The following is a 15,628-nucleotide window of genomic DNA, read 5'->3' as shown; positions in this document are numbered from 1 at the left end:
CAAGAATCCTGATATACCATGGCCACAGTTCATTAATGACAGATGGAATATTGTTTCGGTTTGGGCTGCTTGATAGCTCAGTGACCCAAAGGATTAGTTGGGAAAAAAACAGCAAGGCCCCCCAGAAACAGGCATGTTTCTTTTTTATTTTTATCATGCTTTAGCCTGTATTATCCCTATCGTGGTTATTAAAATGAATCAAAGGTCGAAAGTTCGACCTTTGATTATGGTATCGCCGTTAACTATTATGCCTGATTATTCCTGCCATATTATTTTTACAGGTTTTACCGATTGACTCATGCGGTTTTGAATCCCCATTTGAGCGGGGGATGGAGCTTGAACTTCAACAGAATAGTATTTCACTTTTCCTGCGGTTAAGTCTGAACCACTCATCGCATCCCCGCTGATTAATGTGACTCCTGACGGAAATGAAATGTAGTAAGTCCCAATCCTGTCAGGTGCTGTAATACCGTGCAATTCAACGCTATGTATTCCAGGTGTTAAGGGTACTTCAACAGCGACTTGGCGTGATGGGCTTGGCATTGTGCGCCAAAGTTGACCATTAACATATAATGCATACGTATCATCGTTTGCCGAGCCGTTATCCCCGAAGGTGAAGAGGTAGTTTTGTTGCTCGAGTTCAAAGGGCAAGCTATTACTCTCTTGATCCCCCTGAGCATTCACAACTTTCGCCCACACGGGGCCAGATGCTGCGTCATGTGGGATCACAACGGTTAACTCTGTTGGGGTTGCATTGGTGATCATTGCTGCGATAACCGCGCCTTCTTCACCCGTGAAGTAGACACTGTTATTGGTGATGATTTTCGAAAAGCCGGCACCAGAAATTGCCATAGTGTCTCCCCAAGCGGCTTTATCTGGGGTTATTGATGACAACGTAAGCTCTTTCACTAACTCAATACTGAACTGGGTATCCAGTTCAACGTCGATTAAGTCGTCCGAAAATGGGTTTCTATCGACGAGATAGTGCTTGAGTGAAATAGTCAGTGGTGACTCTGCCTTTTCAAGGTAATTTGCCGGTAAGCGAACTTTCAGCGGTGACACCGGGGCAGTGGCACCCGCCGCGACCCAGTATGATTCATAGGTGGGTGCATCGTCGGTATGGGCTAACTTTTCACTGCCAGTAAACGTGACGGAAGGTTTGAATCGATTATTGCCAAAGATGGAATTCTGAATAACCGGATCGAGACCTTTCCCTTTTAGTGCGACTTCTTTTTGTTCACCATCGACCATGATGACACTCGGTGTCACATCTTCTACCGAAATAGGGAAAATGACACGGTACTCGAGAAAACTGTTCGTTGAGGATATATCAACGGCCAACTTTCCTAGGTCGATAGCAGTACCCCCTACGTCAATAACGGTCGCAGCACTTCCCCATGGTGTGAGTTTAATGCCAAGAGCAACGGCCATTTTTTTTATGGCTTTCGCGCCTTGCTCTCTAGCAATAATTTTCACAACATCTTCAAGCATAGCCGTGGTTGTTTTATCGATAACCGTCCCTATACCATCTGCAAATCCATTTGCGGTTCCTTTTCCCCAACCGGCTTCAATGCCATCAAATACTCCCCATTTAAAGAACGTATCCAGTACGGCTTGAGTGGTGCTGTCTTGAAGTTTCACACCAACCACCGTATTGACGATCGGCACCATTGCTTGGCTCATGAAAGTACGAATTGCCAGTTTATAAGACGGCGAATGATAATAATCGCTCCATCTGCCCATTTCTTTAAACCCTGGCGTATACAAACGAATATCAGCAGAACGGTGCTTCATGTCTTCAGTTTGGACACTGGCATTGTAGAAGGAAAAAATACCGTTCTGTGGGCCAAGTAATTCGGATGAGAAATAGCTATTGGCGTGATCGCGAATTAACTTGCCATTATAAGCATTCAGAAGCTGATAATCGGCAAATAAGAGGGTGTCGTTTTCAATGTCTATTTGACCGTTGTAACTGTCACCAGCCCGTTGCAAAGTAACCACGAAGTCTTGCTGGTTTTCTTGAGGAGAGACGCTGGCCTGTCCAGACTGACTTGAAAATGCCACTACCGTGTTACTTCGAGACTGAATCGACGAACTGGTGCTCTTTTCGCGCAATTGCCCTTTTGTAATCGCGGTATCAATTGCTGAGCCTGCCATCTCAATGGCACTGAGGAATGCACGGTTGAAATCGGCGCGTCTGTAGTCTTCTAAGTAGTATGGGTCTTGGCCTAGCTTTGTATCAAGGTAATCACCAAAAGTGCGAGTTGATTCCACCAATAAGTCCATTGCTGCAAGTTGATCTTCGTGATGAATCGTCGCTTCTAACCCCATGCTGCTGTAAACAAGCCCGGCAGCCATAGTATACGGACTAATGTTGAGTGTGGCTTGTCCGGGTAATACAACGGCACTTAATAGCAAGGAGGGCGCTGTATTTTCTTTTTCTGGTGCAAAGATATGAACCGTTGTCGGGCCTTGATTTCGAGTTGGGAGTATAAAGTTACCGTCTGCGGTGATATTGGCCTCAGCAGTCCCTAAAAACTCTGCAACTAACTCATTCAATGTCAAGGTTGAAGCGGTAGGTAGCGTTACCATGCCATTGGTTTGCTGGCGTATTTCTATCGGTAACCAATTGGATGCCTGATCGGTCACAACGGCTATAATGCCACTGGCAGCGTCAATCGGAAGTGAGACTGTAACGCTGGTCGCCGTCGTAGCTTGTGCGGTTAATGCTACACCATTAAGGCTAATTCGAGTGTTTGGTGAATGTAGATTAACCCCTTCTAGTCTAACCATCTCGCCGGCATAGGTGTAGCCGCGATTGTTCTCTGTCATGACAGAAAAGATTAGAGGCGCGGTACTATCAACAATAGTGATCGCTTGCGGGTAAGAAATCTTCTGACCATTCGATATTCTAATCACGCCTGATTGAACGTCATTTGGCACGATAAAGGATAACGATCCATCGTCTTCGACGTTAGGCGTAAAGTTAAACAGCTTGTTATCTTGTTGCCAAGCCATGATGGGTGTGTCACCAAACCCTTCCCCCCTGATGTGAATGGTATCGCCTTTACGGGCAATTCCATCTATAGACTGGCTTCCTTGTGTTGTTATAACTGATAACGCGGTCACAGTAAGGCGCTCAGTTTTATCATGTAATTCTGCTTGCTTGAGCGCACTTTGTCTGTCGTCATCATTGATATCAGAGATATTGTCGTTGTCATCATCGGTATCAGCAAAATCAAGGACGCTGTCGTGATCAGAATCATCTGGCATTGTTGGGTCAATACCAATTTCTAACTCATCGAGAATGCCATTGCCGTCTGAATCGACATCTACAAAGTTAGCAATACCGTCATCATCAATATCGGTGACTCCCTCAATAGCATCATCGATCCAATCTCCGTCACTATCTAAGTCCCACCATGTTGGCAAATTATCTCGATCTTGATCGAAGTCCTCTAACGATAAAAGCTGTTCTAATCCATCGAGAATGCCATCACCATCTGAATCGGGGTTGGTTGGCTGCATACCAAGTGCGAGTTCGGTGACATCAGCAAGGCCATCCATATCACTATCTTTAAACACAGATACGGTATACGAGAAATGCTCTGAAACAGCGTTTTTTAAATCAGCAACAGAAAAGGCATGTGTTCCATCAGCGGTCAGTCGCGAACTAACCGCGAGGTGTTCATCGCTTTGCCACGCAATTTTGACGGTAGGTAAACTGGCTCCAGCCCCATTAAGTAGCGCTAAGGTTGGCTGAAAGTCAGGGCTGGTTTTATGAAGCAGTAAGGTGATGATGTCGCCAGCCTGTCCCTCAAACAGGAAGTAATCAGTATCGACGTTATAACTCGGGCCAGACGCTATGACGCCTGTTACTTCAAAAGGATAACTCTGATTGAGGTTATTCCCGTTAGGGTAGAGGTTGCCGTTGAACTCTTGTTCTTGATATGAAAAAAGGGTCTTTTTTTCAGGGTTGAATGGGTAGGCATCTGTTTGATCGGGCTCACCGTCACCATCCTCATCGGCTTGAGCGTAGTTACCGACGCCATTTCCATCTGAGTCGATCCACTCTGCGGTATTCTCTGGAAACTGGTCATCGCTGTTCAGTACACCATCGCCATCAATATCGAGATCTTGGTCAGAAGGAATCCCATCGCCATCAATGTCGACATGAATCGTTTTGCTGCCTGAACGAGAAAATTTGCCATCAGAGATAGTCAGTTTTATCGTGTAATTACCTTCTTCAGAAGCAATAAAGCGTGTACTTCTGGCTGCTGATACTGAAATTTTTCCTGCACCTTGCGATGGCTCGTCAACTATTTGCCATTGGTAAGTCAGTGTGTGGCCACTTTCTGTTGTGCTTCCGGCGGCACTTAGCGTAATAGCTCGATTAATTGATGCATAGTCAGAAGCGGTAAATAACAAAGCAAGAGTATTGCTTTCAGGAATAGGGTTAGATGGCCCTGTATTATTGGAATGGTCGTTATCGTCTAAGAAGCAGCCAGACAATAAAAGACTAATTAAAAGGGTAGAAGCAGTTTTTGAGCGTCGTATGGCTCGCCTACCGTTTAACGATGTACACATTGAAAATCCCTTTATTCGATGTGAATAAATAAGTCGTAAATAAACCAAGTGAAGTAGCTTGGAGTATTCATAAATTTAGATAGCAAACGATGACAAAGCGGCATGGCGCTTTTCATTGGATGTTCTCCGGTGACTTTATACTTAATATTCAAAGGGGGCATTGCGAGGGGTTATACAATATTCTGGATGTTTGCTGTGAAATAACGCGCATTTAAAACATGTTAAATTACATTGGTTTTTATCGGTTTGGTATGTGTATGTGTCGTTTTTAGGCGACACGTGCATTCTTCACGCTTTATCCTCATATCTTACTGATTTGCTATAGTTGTTTAAATGTCGGGTACAAGGAAGTTACGAGGAAAGTATGAAACGATTTTTAGCTTTATTTTCAAGTCATATTATAGCGGTTGCGATAGGGTTTGCCCTTGGGATTTATGCCCTACCTATATTAATTGCCCCCGAGGCACCTCCTGCCGCAGCAATATCATCTATTCAGCAAGATGCGCAGTTTACTGCTGTCTTTGAAAAAGATCGCCAAGACAGCGATTTTCTTCATTGGGGGGAAGGTGACGTATCGATTGCTCCTAACGCTATTACCTTTACTGGGTCGCTTGCACCCGGGCCTGACTATAAGCTGTACTTATCGCCAGAGTTTGTTGAAACCGAATCGGACTTTAATCGCTTAAAAATGTCGATGGTAAAAGTCGGTGAGATTAAAACGTTCAACAGCTTTATGGTTGAGCTTGATAATTCAGTTGATATTGCTCAATACAACACCGTTATTGTCTGGTGCGAGACCTTTGGACAGTTTATTACATCGGCGCAATATCAGTAGAGTAAATTGGCTTATAAAACAATACCAACACAAGCTGATTGCTGCTTTTGTCGCCGGTAAAAGAATGCCATTCTTATTATCTGTGTTTCATATCACGTAAATGCACTTTGTGAAGTTGTTTATCTTGGGTTTGCGGTTGTTTTGTAGATAATAAAACCATGTTATTGCTAATTACATGGTGGATTAAACTGTTATGGAACTATTATTCTCAGCTTTATTTATGTCTACGCTTATCGGTTTCAGTTTATGGGGATGGGTACAAGCAATACGTGTTGTGTTCCGTTTTTGAGTAAATCAGGCACAACCTTATATAGATTAACGTTGTGTGACATTATCTTGAGTGAATAGGCAGCCTAATGTGCTGCCTTTTGCTATTTTGGGCGTATCAGCATTTGTGGCTACAGTTATTTGGCAATGGTGCTATTTTTCAAGAAAAAGGCGCTGGCTTGTGTCAAAATGCACCGTCTCAATCAATAAGTCTGTAAAGCAATGAACTATCAAGCTGCTATTTTCGATATGGATGGCTTGCTTCTCGATACTGAACGCGTATGTATGCGTATCTTCAAAGAAGCTTGCGAAGTGCAAAACCTCCCTTTTTATGAAGATGTTTACCTGTCTATCATAGGTCGTAACGCTGCGGGCATTGAAGCCATTTTCCGTAAAGCCTACGGGGATGATTTAGATCGCTTGCATAATGAATGGCGTACCGGTTACAACGCGGTAGTGCAGCATCAAGCTATCCCTGTGAAAGAGGGGGTGGTTGAGCTATTAGAGTGGTTGAAAGAGCAAGGCTTGCCTGTTGCTGTTGCAACATCGACAGCAAAAGAAGTCGCCAAGAAAAAGTTAGAGTTGGCAGGGCTGACTAAATACATTGATAACCTGACCACCGGTTGTGAAGTTAGCCAAGGCAAGCCAGATCCTGAAATTTACTTGCTGGCTGCCAGCCGTCTTAATGTTGATCCGAAGAAGTGTTTGGCATTTGAAGACTCTAATAATGGCGTTCGTTCATCGGTTGCTGCGAACATGATCTCTTTCCAGATCCCTGATTTGGTTGAGCCTTGTGAAGAAGTACGTCAGCTTGGCCATAAGATTGCCCCTTCGCTGCATCATGTGCTCGCTGAGTTGAAAGCCGTTTAATGGCGATGATGATGCCTCTCGTTGAGGCATCATTCGTTAGTAACTAGCCACAATTTTTATCCCGCCATTTCTACCAGACAAACTGGCGCACCAATATTGCACTGATGCTCGGTCGGAGTAATCTCACCTGTTTCCTTGTTTCTGCGAAAGCTAGTGATGTTGTCTGAATGTTGGTTAGCCACGATCAGCCACTGCCCGTCGGCAGACAAGGTAAAGTCTCTTGGAAAAGCACCACCGCAATCGTACGCGGCAAGCCTGACTGGTTGTGCACCTGATACGTCAAACATACTTATCTTGTTTTGTGCTCGGCAAGACACATATAAAAATGTCTCATCAGGGCAGAGGCGAATGGCTGATGCGGCTTCTCCCTTTTCAGAATCACTCAATAAATCACACTGGTGCGTCACATGCCATTTATCTTCACGTTTAGATAGAACAATTAAAGTTTCAGATAGCTCGCACACCACGTATGCAAGCGTTTCGCTTTGGTTGAAGACTAAGTGACGAGGACCAGAGCCTGCAGGCATGACGATGCTTTGTACTAAGTTGAAGCTATTTTCAGCTGTTTTGGAACCATGACTATAAAGATGAATTTGATCCGAACCGAGATCAACAATTGCCAATTGGTTAGAGTGCTTGAGAAAGGTGACTTGATGGGCGTGAGGGGCTTGCTGGCGATCTTTGTTCGGCCCATTTCCTTCTACGTATAACTCAGAGATAGCTTGTAAAGGCTTGCCCGCTTCATCGAGTTGATACACGCTAACGTTACCAGAGCCGTAATTGGCAATAGCAAGATAAGGCGCTTTGATAGCGATATGGCAAGGGTAATCTCCTGCTATCGGTAGCGCACAGCATTTATTGTATGAGATGAACTGAAGTGCTGCGCCTTCTTCTTTTGCGACTTCGCTAAAGGTGTATAGCCCTTGCTCTGTCGAAGTAAGGTAAGACGGATTGCGTAAAGTAACAGCATCGTCTAAGCGTTTTAGTTCACCTGTGTCTGGATTAAGAGAGACGAGTGCGACGCCCGAACTAGTACTCGGTGCATCAGTGTAGGTGCCAACATAAAAATGTGGGTGGCCATTAGCTGTCATGAATAACCTTGAAAGATGAGGAATATTTGCCATTACCATGCCGTTTGTCAATTCAGGCGGCAATCCTTATTAGTAATCAATTGGTTAAAGTGTGAAGCAGTTGCCGAAGTTAGAGGGTTGAAACTGGGCATCAGTTGGTCATTGCCCGTTCACTGTGTTGAAGAAGGCAATTTTGTACAAAATTTGCAAAGGCGGATAAGCTAGACTGGCATCACAAGGAATAGTGAGTAAGCAATGTCAGAACAAACTAAACAATTCAAAGAAGATGTGAGCTTTACGGTTGCCGATGAGCTAGGTGGGCTTGAGGTGTTGCAGGCTAAATATAAGCAGCAGAATTTCTCGCGCCATAGTCATGAGGGTTACACCATTGGTGTGATTGAAAAGGGTGCGCAGCGTTTTTATCGTACCGGAGGTAATCATGTTGCGCCTAAAGATCATATTATTTTGGTTAATGCCGATGAGGTACATACCGGTCATGCGGCAACGGAAGGTGGCTGGGAATATAAGGCAATGTACCCGTTACCAGAGCAGTTTGCGGCAATGACCGATGGGATAGGTGCACATTCTTCGATCCCATATTTCCCCGAGCCAGTCGTACATGACCCTGAAGTCGCACAGCAGCTACGATTGGTCTTTTCTACCTTGGAAAATTCAGATAATCGTTTGTTACGTGAAACATTGATCTACGGTGCACTTGTTAAGTTAATGGCAAAGCACAGCAGAAGCCGTAATGACTTTGAACCACACACAAGAAGCCAGAAGCAAGTATTGTTGGTGAAGACCTTCCTCGATGACTTTCCTCAGTCAGATGTTTCTCTTGAAGAGTTAGCCACCTTGGCAGGTTATAGCCCCTATTACTTGGTACGTGCGTTTCAAAAGGAATTCGGATGCCCACCTCATGCCTACCAAATCCAAAGCCGCTTGCGGTATGCCAAAAGGTTACTTCGTGCTGGGCACAATATTTCAGGTGCTGCGCAAGAAGCCGGTTTTCATGATCAGAGCCATTTTCATCGGCACTTTAAACGGGCAATGGGGATCACGCCAAGGCAATACACCCAATCGCTTGTCTAGTGCTTTATTGGGCAATTTTGTACAAGTATTTGTGAGGCCGTTATGGCGATATAACGTCATGATGACGCAAGAAGATAAATTATGGATACAACATTAGTGAATAACACCGAACTGGCTACTCCCGCGAGGTTATTTGGCCAAGGTGCCTTGGCAATGCTGCCGCTTAGTGTGGCTGTGATCCCGTGGGGGTTACTTGCTGGTTCTTTTGCCATAGATGCTGGGCTGAACCCTCTGGAGAGTCAGGCTATGTCAGCCATCTTATTTGCAGGTTCGGCACAGCTGGTGGCTACAGGCATGTTTAAAGCGGGAACCGGGCTTGTCTCTATGCTGCTAGCAACCTTTTTCATTACTTCTAGGCACTTGCTTTATAGTGTCTCAATGCGAGAGAAAATCAGCCCGATGCCATTGCGTTGGCGATTGGGGTTAGGTTTTTTGTTGACTGATGAGCTGTTTGCGATTTGTGGTCAGCAGTCAAAAAAGCAATTTAATCGTTGGTATGCGCTCGGTGCGGGGTTAAGTTTCTATCTTGCTTGGAATGCCGCGACCTTGCTCGGAATTGTAGCGGGCAGCTATATTCCTACGTTGAATGAACTGGGATTGGAGTTTGCTGTTGCGGCGACTTTCATTGCTCTGGTGATTCCACATGTTGTTAGTTTTCCTGTTGTTGCTGCTGTAATGGTTGCGATGGGGTTGTCTATTTCCCTGAATTTCTTCGATATTGACGGGTCATTGATGATAGCTAGTTTGGGCGGCATGTTGGCGGGTTATTTTTCTGAGAAATGGCAAGGAGAACAGGGATGATCATATTCTCTATATTGGCGATGACAGCATTGGTGTTTTTAAGCCGTTATCTATTCTTGGAGCCTCGTCTGCCATTGAAAGTTAACCCTGAATTACAGCGTTTATTGAAATACTCCAGTCCAGCGGTACTGACAGCTATCTGGGTGCCCATCGTGTTTATGCCTGAAGGGGGAGGCTTGTGGCTAGCACTGGATAATCCGTATTTATGGTCGGCAGGCTTAGCGGCATTACTGGCTTGGAAAACCAAGAATGTGCTGCTGACCACTGTCGTTAGCATGGTAGTATTTTTGATGTTGAATTTGGTGATATTTATTTAGCCCTACGCACGGCTTGTCCAATAGACACTTTATTTTAAGCAACCAAACTTTTCAGTTGAAAGGACGCGTTCATTGGCAATATCACTGCAACATAAGGAGGTTTATCCGTATTAACCTCTCGTTTAGCGATTGGAGGGTAAAGTTATAGATAGCCTCGATTAACGGGTTAGCAATTGATGGAGATGTAATGGATATTAAAGCAGTATTGTTCGATATGGACGGGCTGATTTTCGACACAGAAGGCTTATACAAACTGAGCTGGCAGTATGCCGCCAATGAGCAGGATTTGGTGTTAACCAATGCTGATTATCAGTCTTTCATTGGTGTTCAAGATGCCGAGTGTGAGCGCCGCATCGTCAGTAAATTTGGTGACGCACTTGATATCGAGCGGTTCATACAAGTACGTGACGCGATGTTTAAAGCAGAGCAAGAGAACGGCATCGCTTATAAAGCGGGCTTTGACATGCTATTCCTCCATTTGAAGCAACTACAGCTAAAGTGTGCGTTAGTAACATCGTCGGGTTTGGCTCAAGTTAAGCACCACTTTGCCGGATCAGACTATCTAGCTCAGTTTGATGTGGTGATCACGTCTGAAGATGTGAGTAACGGTAAACCAGCCCCAGATTGTTATCAAATGGCGAGTGAGCAACTTGGCATCGAGCCGGATAACTGCTTGGTGTTAGAAGACTCTAATAATGGTATGCGTGCAGGTTTAGATGCTGGTTGCCACGCAATTATGATTCCTGACTTATTATTGCCAGCTGATGATGTTGCCGAGCGTGCAACGGCTATATTGACTGGGTTATCTGATGTAAAAGCTTATCTCTAAATAACGCTTGTGCTATCAATCGTAGAGTAAAATAACAGCCCGCAAAGCGAGTATTGAACGATATAGTACTAGAGGGCTGTTGTTCTTGATGATATACGGACGTTACTTTGGTTCGTTAGGTAAAAAAGTTGTTTGCAGCTTTTCCCATGTTTGCTTATCTGGCGCTAAAAGCAGATTGCCATGGCTTAAGGTTGGCTTATATTCTTGCCCATCTAATAAAGCCGAATACCCGCCTGCTTCTTGGTGAACAAGCTGACCTGCGGCGTGATCCCACGGTTTAAGAGATGATGTGAGCACAAAGGAAAAGCCACTAGTCGCCAGTAAACGATACTCAAAACACGAACAGCCTAAGGCCATAATACGCTCGAAGTGAACGGTTTGGCTGGCAACGTGTTGTCGGTGGCTGTGCTCAAACATCGACAAAGATAAACACCCAGTCATTTTATCGAATTCTGTTTCTGCATTTATAGTGAGCCGTTGGCTGAAACCGTCTGGCCGTTGATAATAAGCTCCCTTACCACGCTCTGCTTGTACCCAGTCATCGGCTATTGGGTCGTAAAGCAGGCCGAACTGAGTTTCACCGTTAATCACTACCGCGAGAATGACCCCAAAGACCGGTAGGTGATTGGCGAAATTCCAGGTTCCGTCCACTGGGTCAATAATCACCGCCAGCTCGGCAGAGTTTAGTTTTTCAAGAAGCTGTGGATTTTCGGAAACCGCCTCTTCACCAATAATCAGTGCATCAGGAAGAAGTTCGCGCACTTTTTCTCTGATTCTTGCTTCAGCATTTTGATCGGCAATGGTAACTAAATCACTGTGAAAGTCTTTAGCTGCAATGGCATTCGTATCGAGGTTACGAAAGTGAGGGGTAATTTCTGCTTGTGCGACATCGTGAACAATCTGGATCAGTTCGTTAAGAATAGCGTTGTTAAGCATAGGCCTTCCTTGTTTACAAAAAAGAAAAGGAAGCAATGCTTCCTTTTCTTGAGTAATGGTTACAATTTCGAATTACTGCATTAATACGTTACGAGTGAATTGTTTTTTCAGCTCAGCTGCATAATCAGCATTGAAAGGTTCTGTCGCCAGAGCACGCATTTCCGTTGGGATAAGCGCATTGCTTGAATCAGCTTCTGGATGCTGGGGTGCAATACCAAATGTTTTATTCAATGCAGCCTGTGTATCGGCAGACGTTAACCAGTTTATAAATACCAGTGACGCTGCTTTTTTCTGGCCATTGCTTGGTACTGTTACGAAGTTACCGCCACCGGACATACCAAATTCAGGGATGTAGAACTTAATACGGTCAGTGATTGCACCTTGCTGCTGTAGTGCGGCTAAGTGGTCTTCCCATGCGGGTGCTATCGTAATTTCACCATCGTTGATGCGTGTCAGGCTGTCGGCGTTAGATGCGGTGATCAGCATGTCTTCTTTGTTGTTCTGGAACCAATCCCAAGCGGTGCTCCAACTCCTGATGATTTTACGGTCAACCTTTTCGCCTTGCTCTGCGTCGCCTGACACATGACGAATGGTAGATTCGATAAAGCGCAGACCTGCACCGCCGCCGTTAGGATCGTTTACCCCGAAGGCCATTGGGTTGTTACTGATAAAGGCTTCCATTTCCTCAAAGCTCTGAGGCAATGTTTTTTCGTCGATACGAGTAGGGTCATACGCTAAACCAGTTTGGTTTCCCCAGAAAGTAACCGCGTAGCCTTCAGATTCAACCCCTTCAGCACGGGTAGTCAATTGACTGAACTCTGGTAGCTTTTCTAGTGGAAGTAACGTTGTTTCTTTATTGATAACGTCAATACTTGTTGGCCCGATAGCCAAAACATCAATACTGCCCTTATCACGGCGACTTTCAGCCATTAGCTTATTACGGTTACCGTCGTGAGTACCTTCAGGGATACGTACTTTGATCCCTGTGTCTTGCTCGAAATCTTTAACAAATTCGCGCCACTGAGGCTGAAGGTACCAAACAGCAAAGGTGATGTTACCTTCTTTTTTAGCTTGTGCTTCTATTTCTCCCCAGCTCATATCATTGACGTCATACGCCAATGCTGAAAATGAGGCGGTTGCCAGTACAGTCAGTGTTGTCCCTAAAGCTGCTTTTTTAAATGACATCAGTATTTCCTCTACACTAGAAATTAAGCTTTACCTGTGGATTGAGACAGGTAGTTACCTTTTAACAACCGCTCGATGATCAACATCAGGATCACATTTGGGATCACGAGAATCAGTGAAACCACGGCAGCATCAGGTCGAATGAATGAGTATCCTAAGAACGAATACAAAATGGTTGGGATCGTAATGAAGTCAGGTGCACCCAGTACGTAAGCCATATTGAATTCTTCAATACTGATCACCAGACAGAAAATGAATGATGCGAGTAGGCTAGGTTTGAGCATGGGTAAAAAGGCATGCTTGAACAGGCCAATTTTACCGGTTCCCATATCGGCACAAGCATCAATTAAGTCTTGTGGGATGGCTTTAAAGCCTGCTGACAATATTCGAATTGCATAAGGTAGAGCCAGTACAGTATGAGCCAGTACAATGTTGAGGTACGGGTTAGTCATACCTAGTTCTAATAGCATCGAGCTGAAGAACACCGCAAGGATCATTGAAGGCATAACCATTGGCAGCAGCGACACCATCTCAGCAATTTTCTTACCACGGAAGGTTAAGCGACCAAAGGCATAGGCCGTTGGCATTGCCAGCGTTAGCGTCAGTAATGCAACTGCGGGCGCAACCATGTAGCTGTTGGCGAGCGCTTCAGGTAGTGAGGTGGTTTGCCACACCTGTACCCAGCGACCAAAGGAGAGTACCTGTGGGAACATGTCCGGGTAGCTCCAAGGGTGCTCTGGGTCAACCAGTGACCATAGAATCGCCATCCCGAAAGGCAATGCCAGCCAAAGAATATTGACGATGAAGAAAAAGCTAATTGAAATAATGGCAATTTTTTTACCATTAGCTGTTATCGGGGTCATGCGACGGCCTCCTGCAACAGTGGTTTTTTCTTAGTAGCAAATGGCTGAGTCAGCAATGTAATAGCCACGGCACTCAATGCTGCAAGTATCATGATGATGATGGCAATAACAGCTGCGTTTTCCCATTCGTAGTACTGAGTTGCTGTAATGTTCATCAGCATTGAAAGTGAGTAACTGCTACGCGAACCTGCTACAGATGCAAAAGAGAAATCCCCCAAAGCACCAATGAAAATCAGGATGGATGATGCCTGCATTGCAGGAATGGTCAGCGGGAAGATCACCTGACAGAAGCGTTTCCAGCGTGACGCGCCTAGATCTTGCGAGGCATGAAGAATATCGGTACGAATGCTCGCAATAGAGCCCGTTAACAGGATCAGGGCAAACGGTAAGTTTTTCCAAATCTGCAATATGATGATGCTCCAGCCGAACTTGTCATTTGCCATTCTAAGCGGCTCATCAATGATGCCTAGAGAGAGCAGTGCCTCATTGAAGATGCCATGGTAGGCAATCACATTCATCAGCAAGAATGCCGCAACCAGACCTGGAACGAACATCGGAGCACGCAAGGTGGCAACAATGGCACTTCTTGCAGGAAGCGTTTGTTGTAGCCAAATAGAAATGGGGTAGGCTAAGCATATTGCGCCTAATGTACCCAAGAATGAAGTGCGTACTGAGTACTCGACCGAACGCCATAAAATAGGATCGGTCAGCATGGTTCGCCAATACTCAAGTGTTGCTGATGTTTCGCCTGTAAAGCTATACATGCCAAAACTTTGTGCTACCACAACATAGAGGGCACTGCCCATCAATAGCACGATTGCACCTAGTCCGGGGATCAGAAGTAGGTAGGGCTTCATGCAGTTACCTCTTCCAAGAATCGGATAGCACTTCGTTTCAGGCATGCATGAATGCGGTCACCCACTTGAATCGGGTCGCGCCCACTTAGTTGTAGTCGAATTTCTTGGCCTGGGTTATTGCCAACCATACCAAACACTTCAAGGGTATTACCCTGAAAAGCCATTGACTTCACATCAACCGCAAAGCTGTTGTCAGTATCTGCGTCGCACAGCTCTGCATCTTCAGGGCGCCAGCTGACATAGATCTGATCACCTTGAGGTGCTTCAGCTGATTCAACGGTCATTTCACCCAAGCTACAGCTGACACGGTAGGTATTGGTTTCGTTACTCGGTTCAATATAGGCTTGATGGATATTTGCCGCACCGATGAAATCAGCGACAAAGCGATTACGTGGACGGTAGTAAATATCTTGCGGCGAACCGATTTGCTCAATGCTCCCGGCATTGAGAACGACGATTTTGTCACTCATGGCTAAGGCTTCTGCCTGATCATGGGTAACATATATCGATGTTAGGTTGTGTTGCTTTTGCAGTGCTTTTATTTCAAAGCGCACGGTCTCGCGCATTTTGGCATCAAGGTTAGAAAGAGGCTCATCAAATAAGATCAGATCTGGACGCGTTACCATGGCACGAGCTAATGCGACACGCTGCTGTTGTCCACCAGACAGTTGCCCTGGCATTTTATCTTTCTGATCCATTAGGCCGATTTGTGATAACGCATTATGCAAGCGGTTATCTTGTTCAGTTCGGCTAACCTTCTTTTGCACCATGCCAAAGCAGATATTATGCGACACACTTAAATGTGGAAAAAGCGCATAAGACTGAAAACACATTGCCGTATTGCGCTTTTCGGCAGGGACATTGTTAACTGTCTCTCCCCCAATCGCGATGTTTCCACCATCTGGTTGCTGGAAGCCACCGATCATTTTCAGCAAGGTGGTTTTACCGCAGCCACTAGGGCCTAGTAATGTCACGAATTCCCCAGTTTTCACTGAGAAAGAAATATCTTTAGATGCGTAGAAGTTACCGAATTTTTTCGTAACTCCTTGAAGTTCAAGCATTGTCATTAATAACCTTTCCTTGAAAGCTTAACTTTTATGGGAGGATAGTAATTGTTCG

The 15,628-nt window shown here is 45.1% G+C and carries 13 protein-coding genes; 6 read left to right on the top strand and 7 right to left on the bottom strand.

The features are described from left to right. Positions 1 to 255: 255 nt before the first annotated feature. Positions 256 to 4,587 carry a PKD domain-containing protein gene (locus L4D09_RS03895; protein WP_428456186.1) on the bottom strand — a complete coding sequence of 1,444 codons (4,332 nt, stop codon included), beginning with the start codon at positions 4,585 to 4,587 and terminating at the stop codon, positions 256 to 258. A 364-nt stretch (positions 4,588 to 4,951) separates the two neighbouring features. Between L4D09_RS03895 and L4D09_RS03890 the strand changes: the two genes are divergently transcribed. Together L4D09_RS03890 and L4D09_RS03885 are read left to right on the top strand one after the other, a co-directional pair. Then, positions 4,952 to 5,422 (top strand): DM13 domain-containing protein, encoded by a 471-nt coding sequence (locus tag L4D09_RS03890; protein ID WP_428456185.1) that lies wholly within the window; start codon positions 4,952 to 4,954, stop codon positions 5,420 to 5,422. Positions 5,423 to 5,911: 489 nt separating this feature from the next. Next, positions 5,912 to 6,559, top strand: a complete 648-nt coding sequence (locus tag L4D09_RS03885) for an HAD family hydrolase (RefSeq protein ID WP_428456184.1) — start codon at positions 5,912 to 5,914, stop codon at positions 6,557 to 6,559. Positions 6,560 to 6,615: 56 nt separating this feature from the next. Here L4D09_RS03885 and L4D09_RS03880 read toward each other — a convergent pair whose 3' ends face one another. After that, positions 6,616 to 7,650, bottom strand: coding sequence for a lactonase family protein (locus L4D09_RS03880; RefSeq protein WP_428456183.1), 1,035 nt, complete (start codon positions 7,648 to 7,650; stop codon positions 6,616 to 6,618). Positions 7,651 to 7,884: 234 nt separating this feature from the next. Between L4D09_RS03880 and L4D09_RS03875 the strand changes: the two genes are divergently transcribed. From L4D09_RS03875 to L4D09_RS03860, 4 genes are all read left to right on the top strand, one after another. Further along, the gene (locus L4D09_RS03875) at positions 7,885 to 8,721 is read left to right on the top strand and encodes an AraC family transcriptional regulator (RefSeq protein ID WP_428456182.1); all 837 of its coding nucleotides are present in this window, start codon (positions 7,885 to 7,887) and stop codon (positions 8,719 to 8,721) included. Positions 8,722 to 8,802: 81 nt separating this feature from the next. Then, complete coding sequence (locus L4D09_RS03870) at positions 8,803 to 9,522, top strand: AzlC family ABC transporter permease (RefSeq protein ID WP_428456181.1); 720 nt, start codon at positions 8,803 to 8,805, stop codon at positions 9,520 to 9,522. Next, positions 9,519 to 9,839, top strand: a complete 321-nt coding sequence (locus L4D09_RS03865; protein ID WP_428456180.1) for an AzlD domain-containing protein — start codon at positions 9,519 to 9,521, stop codon at positions 9,837 to 9,839. Before L4D09_RS03870 ends, L4D09_RS03865 begins: the two co-directional genes overlap by 4 nt. A gap of 187 nt (positions 9,840 to 10,026) precedes the next feature. Continuing rightward, entirely contained in the window at positions 10,027 to 10,668 is a 642-nt protein-coding gene (locus L4D09_RS03860; protein WP_428456179.1) for an HAD family hydrolase, read from the top strand. Positions 10,669 to 10,770: 102 nt separating this feature from the next. Here the strand turns inward: L4D09_RS03860 and L4D09_RS03855 are convergent, their stop codons facing one another. The 5 genes from L4D09_RS03855 to L4D09_RS03835 all read right to left on the bottom strand — a co-directional run bounded on the left by L4D09_RS03855 (position 10,771) and on the right by L4D09_RS03835 (position 15,576). After that, positions 10,771 to 11,604, bottom strand: coding sequence for an inositol monophosphatase family protein (locus L4D09_RS03855; protein ID WP_428456178.1), 834 nt, complete (start codon positions 11,602 to 11,604; stop codon positions 10,771 to 10,773). A 72-nt stretch (positions 11,605 to 11,676) separates the two neighbouring features. Further along, positions 11,677 to 12,789, bottom strand: a complete 1,113-nt coding sequence (locus L4D09_RS03850) for an extracellular solute-binding protein (protein ID WP_428456177.1) — start codon at positions 12,787 to 12,789, stop codon at positions 11,677 to 11,679. Between the two features lie 23 nt (positions 12,790 to 12,812). Next, a complete protein-coding gene (locus L4D09_RS03845) occupies positions 12,813 to 13,652 on the bottom strand; it encodes an ABC transporter permease (RefSeq protein WP_428456176.1) in 840 nt (279 codons plus the stop codon). Next, positions 13,649 to 14,509 (bottom strand): ABC transporter permease, encoded by an 861-nt coding sequence (locus L4D09_RS03840; RefSeq protein WP_428456175.1) that lies wholly within the window; start codon positions 14,507 to 14,509, stop codon positions 13,649 to 13,651. Before L4D09_RS03840 ends, L4D09_RS03845 begins: the two co-directional genes overlap by 4 nt. Continuing rightward, a complete protein-coding gene (locus L4D09_RS03835) occupies positions 14,506 to 15,576 on the bottom strand; it encodes an ABC transporter ATP-binding protein (RefSeq protein ID WP_428456174.1) in 1,071 nt (356 codons plus the stop codon). The genes L4D09_RS03840 and L4D09_RS03835 overlap by 4 nt, the downstream gene beginning before the upstream one ends. Positions 15,577 to 15,628 lie beyond the last annotated feature (52 nt).

Source organism: Photobacterium makurazakiensis, assembly GCF_050336715.1.
In the GTDB taxonomy this organism is placed as follows: Bacteria; Pseudomonadota; Gammaproteobacteria; order Enterobacterales; family Vibrionaceae; genus Photobacterium; species Photobacterium makurazakiensis.
The sequence above is the reverse complement of the archived record's forward strand: the minus strand, read 5'-3'. Positions and strand labels throughout refer to the sequence as shown.

Coding starts and splice junctions, on each gene's coding strand:
- L4D09_RS03895 (WP_428456186.1), bottom strand. CDS start 4,587: ATGTGTACATCGTTAAACGGTAGGCGAGCCATACGACGCTCAAAAACT.
- L4D09_RS03890 (WP_428456185.1), top strand. CDS start 4,952: ATGAAACGATTTTTAGCTTTATTTTCAAGTCATATTATAGCGGTTGCG.
- L4D09_RS03885 (WP_428456184.1), top strand. CDS start 5,912: ATGAACTATCAAGCTGCTATTTTCGATATGGATGGCTTGCTTCTCGAT.
- L4D09_RS03880 (WP_428456183.1), bottom strand. CDS start 7,650: ATGACAGCTAATGGCCACCCACATTTTTATGTTGGCACCTACACTGAT.
- L4D09_RS03875 (WP_428456182.1), top strand. CDS start 7,885: ATGTCAGAACAAACTAAACAATTCAAAGAAGATGTGAGCTTTACGGTT.
- L4D09_RS03870 (WP_428456181.1), top strand. CDS start 8,803: ATGGATACAACATTAGTGAATAACACCGAACTGGCTACTCCCGCGAGG.
- L4D09_RS03865 (WP_428456180.1), top strand. CDS start 9,519: ATGATCATATTCTCTATATTGGCGATGACAGCATTGGTGTTTTTAAGC.
- L4D09_RS03860 (WP_428456179.1), top strand. CDS start 10,027: ATGGATATTAAAGCAGTATTGTTCGATATGGACGGGCTGATTTTCGAC.
- L4D09_RS03855 (WP_428456178.1), bottom strand. CDS start 11,604: ATGCTTAACAACGCTATTCTTAACGAACTGATCCAGATTGTTCACGAT.
- L4D09_RS03850 (WP_428456177.1), bottom strand. CDS start 12,789: ATGTCATTTAAAAAAGCAGCTTTAGGGACAACACTGACTGTACTGGCA.
- L4D09_RS03845 (WP_428456176.1), bottom strand. CDS start 13,652: ATGACCCCGATAACAGCTAATGGTAAAAAAATTGCCATTATTTCAATT.
- L4D09_RS03840 (WP_428456175.1), bottom strand. CDS start 14,509: ATGAAGCCCTACCTACTTCTGATCCCCGGACTAGGTGCAATCGTGCTA.
- L4D09_RS03835 (WP_428456174.1), bottom strand. CDS start 15,576: ATGACAATGCTTGAACTTCAAGGAGTTACGAAAAAATTCGGTAACTTC.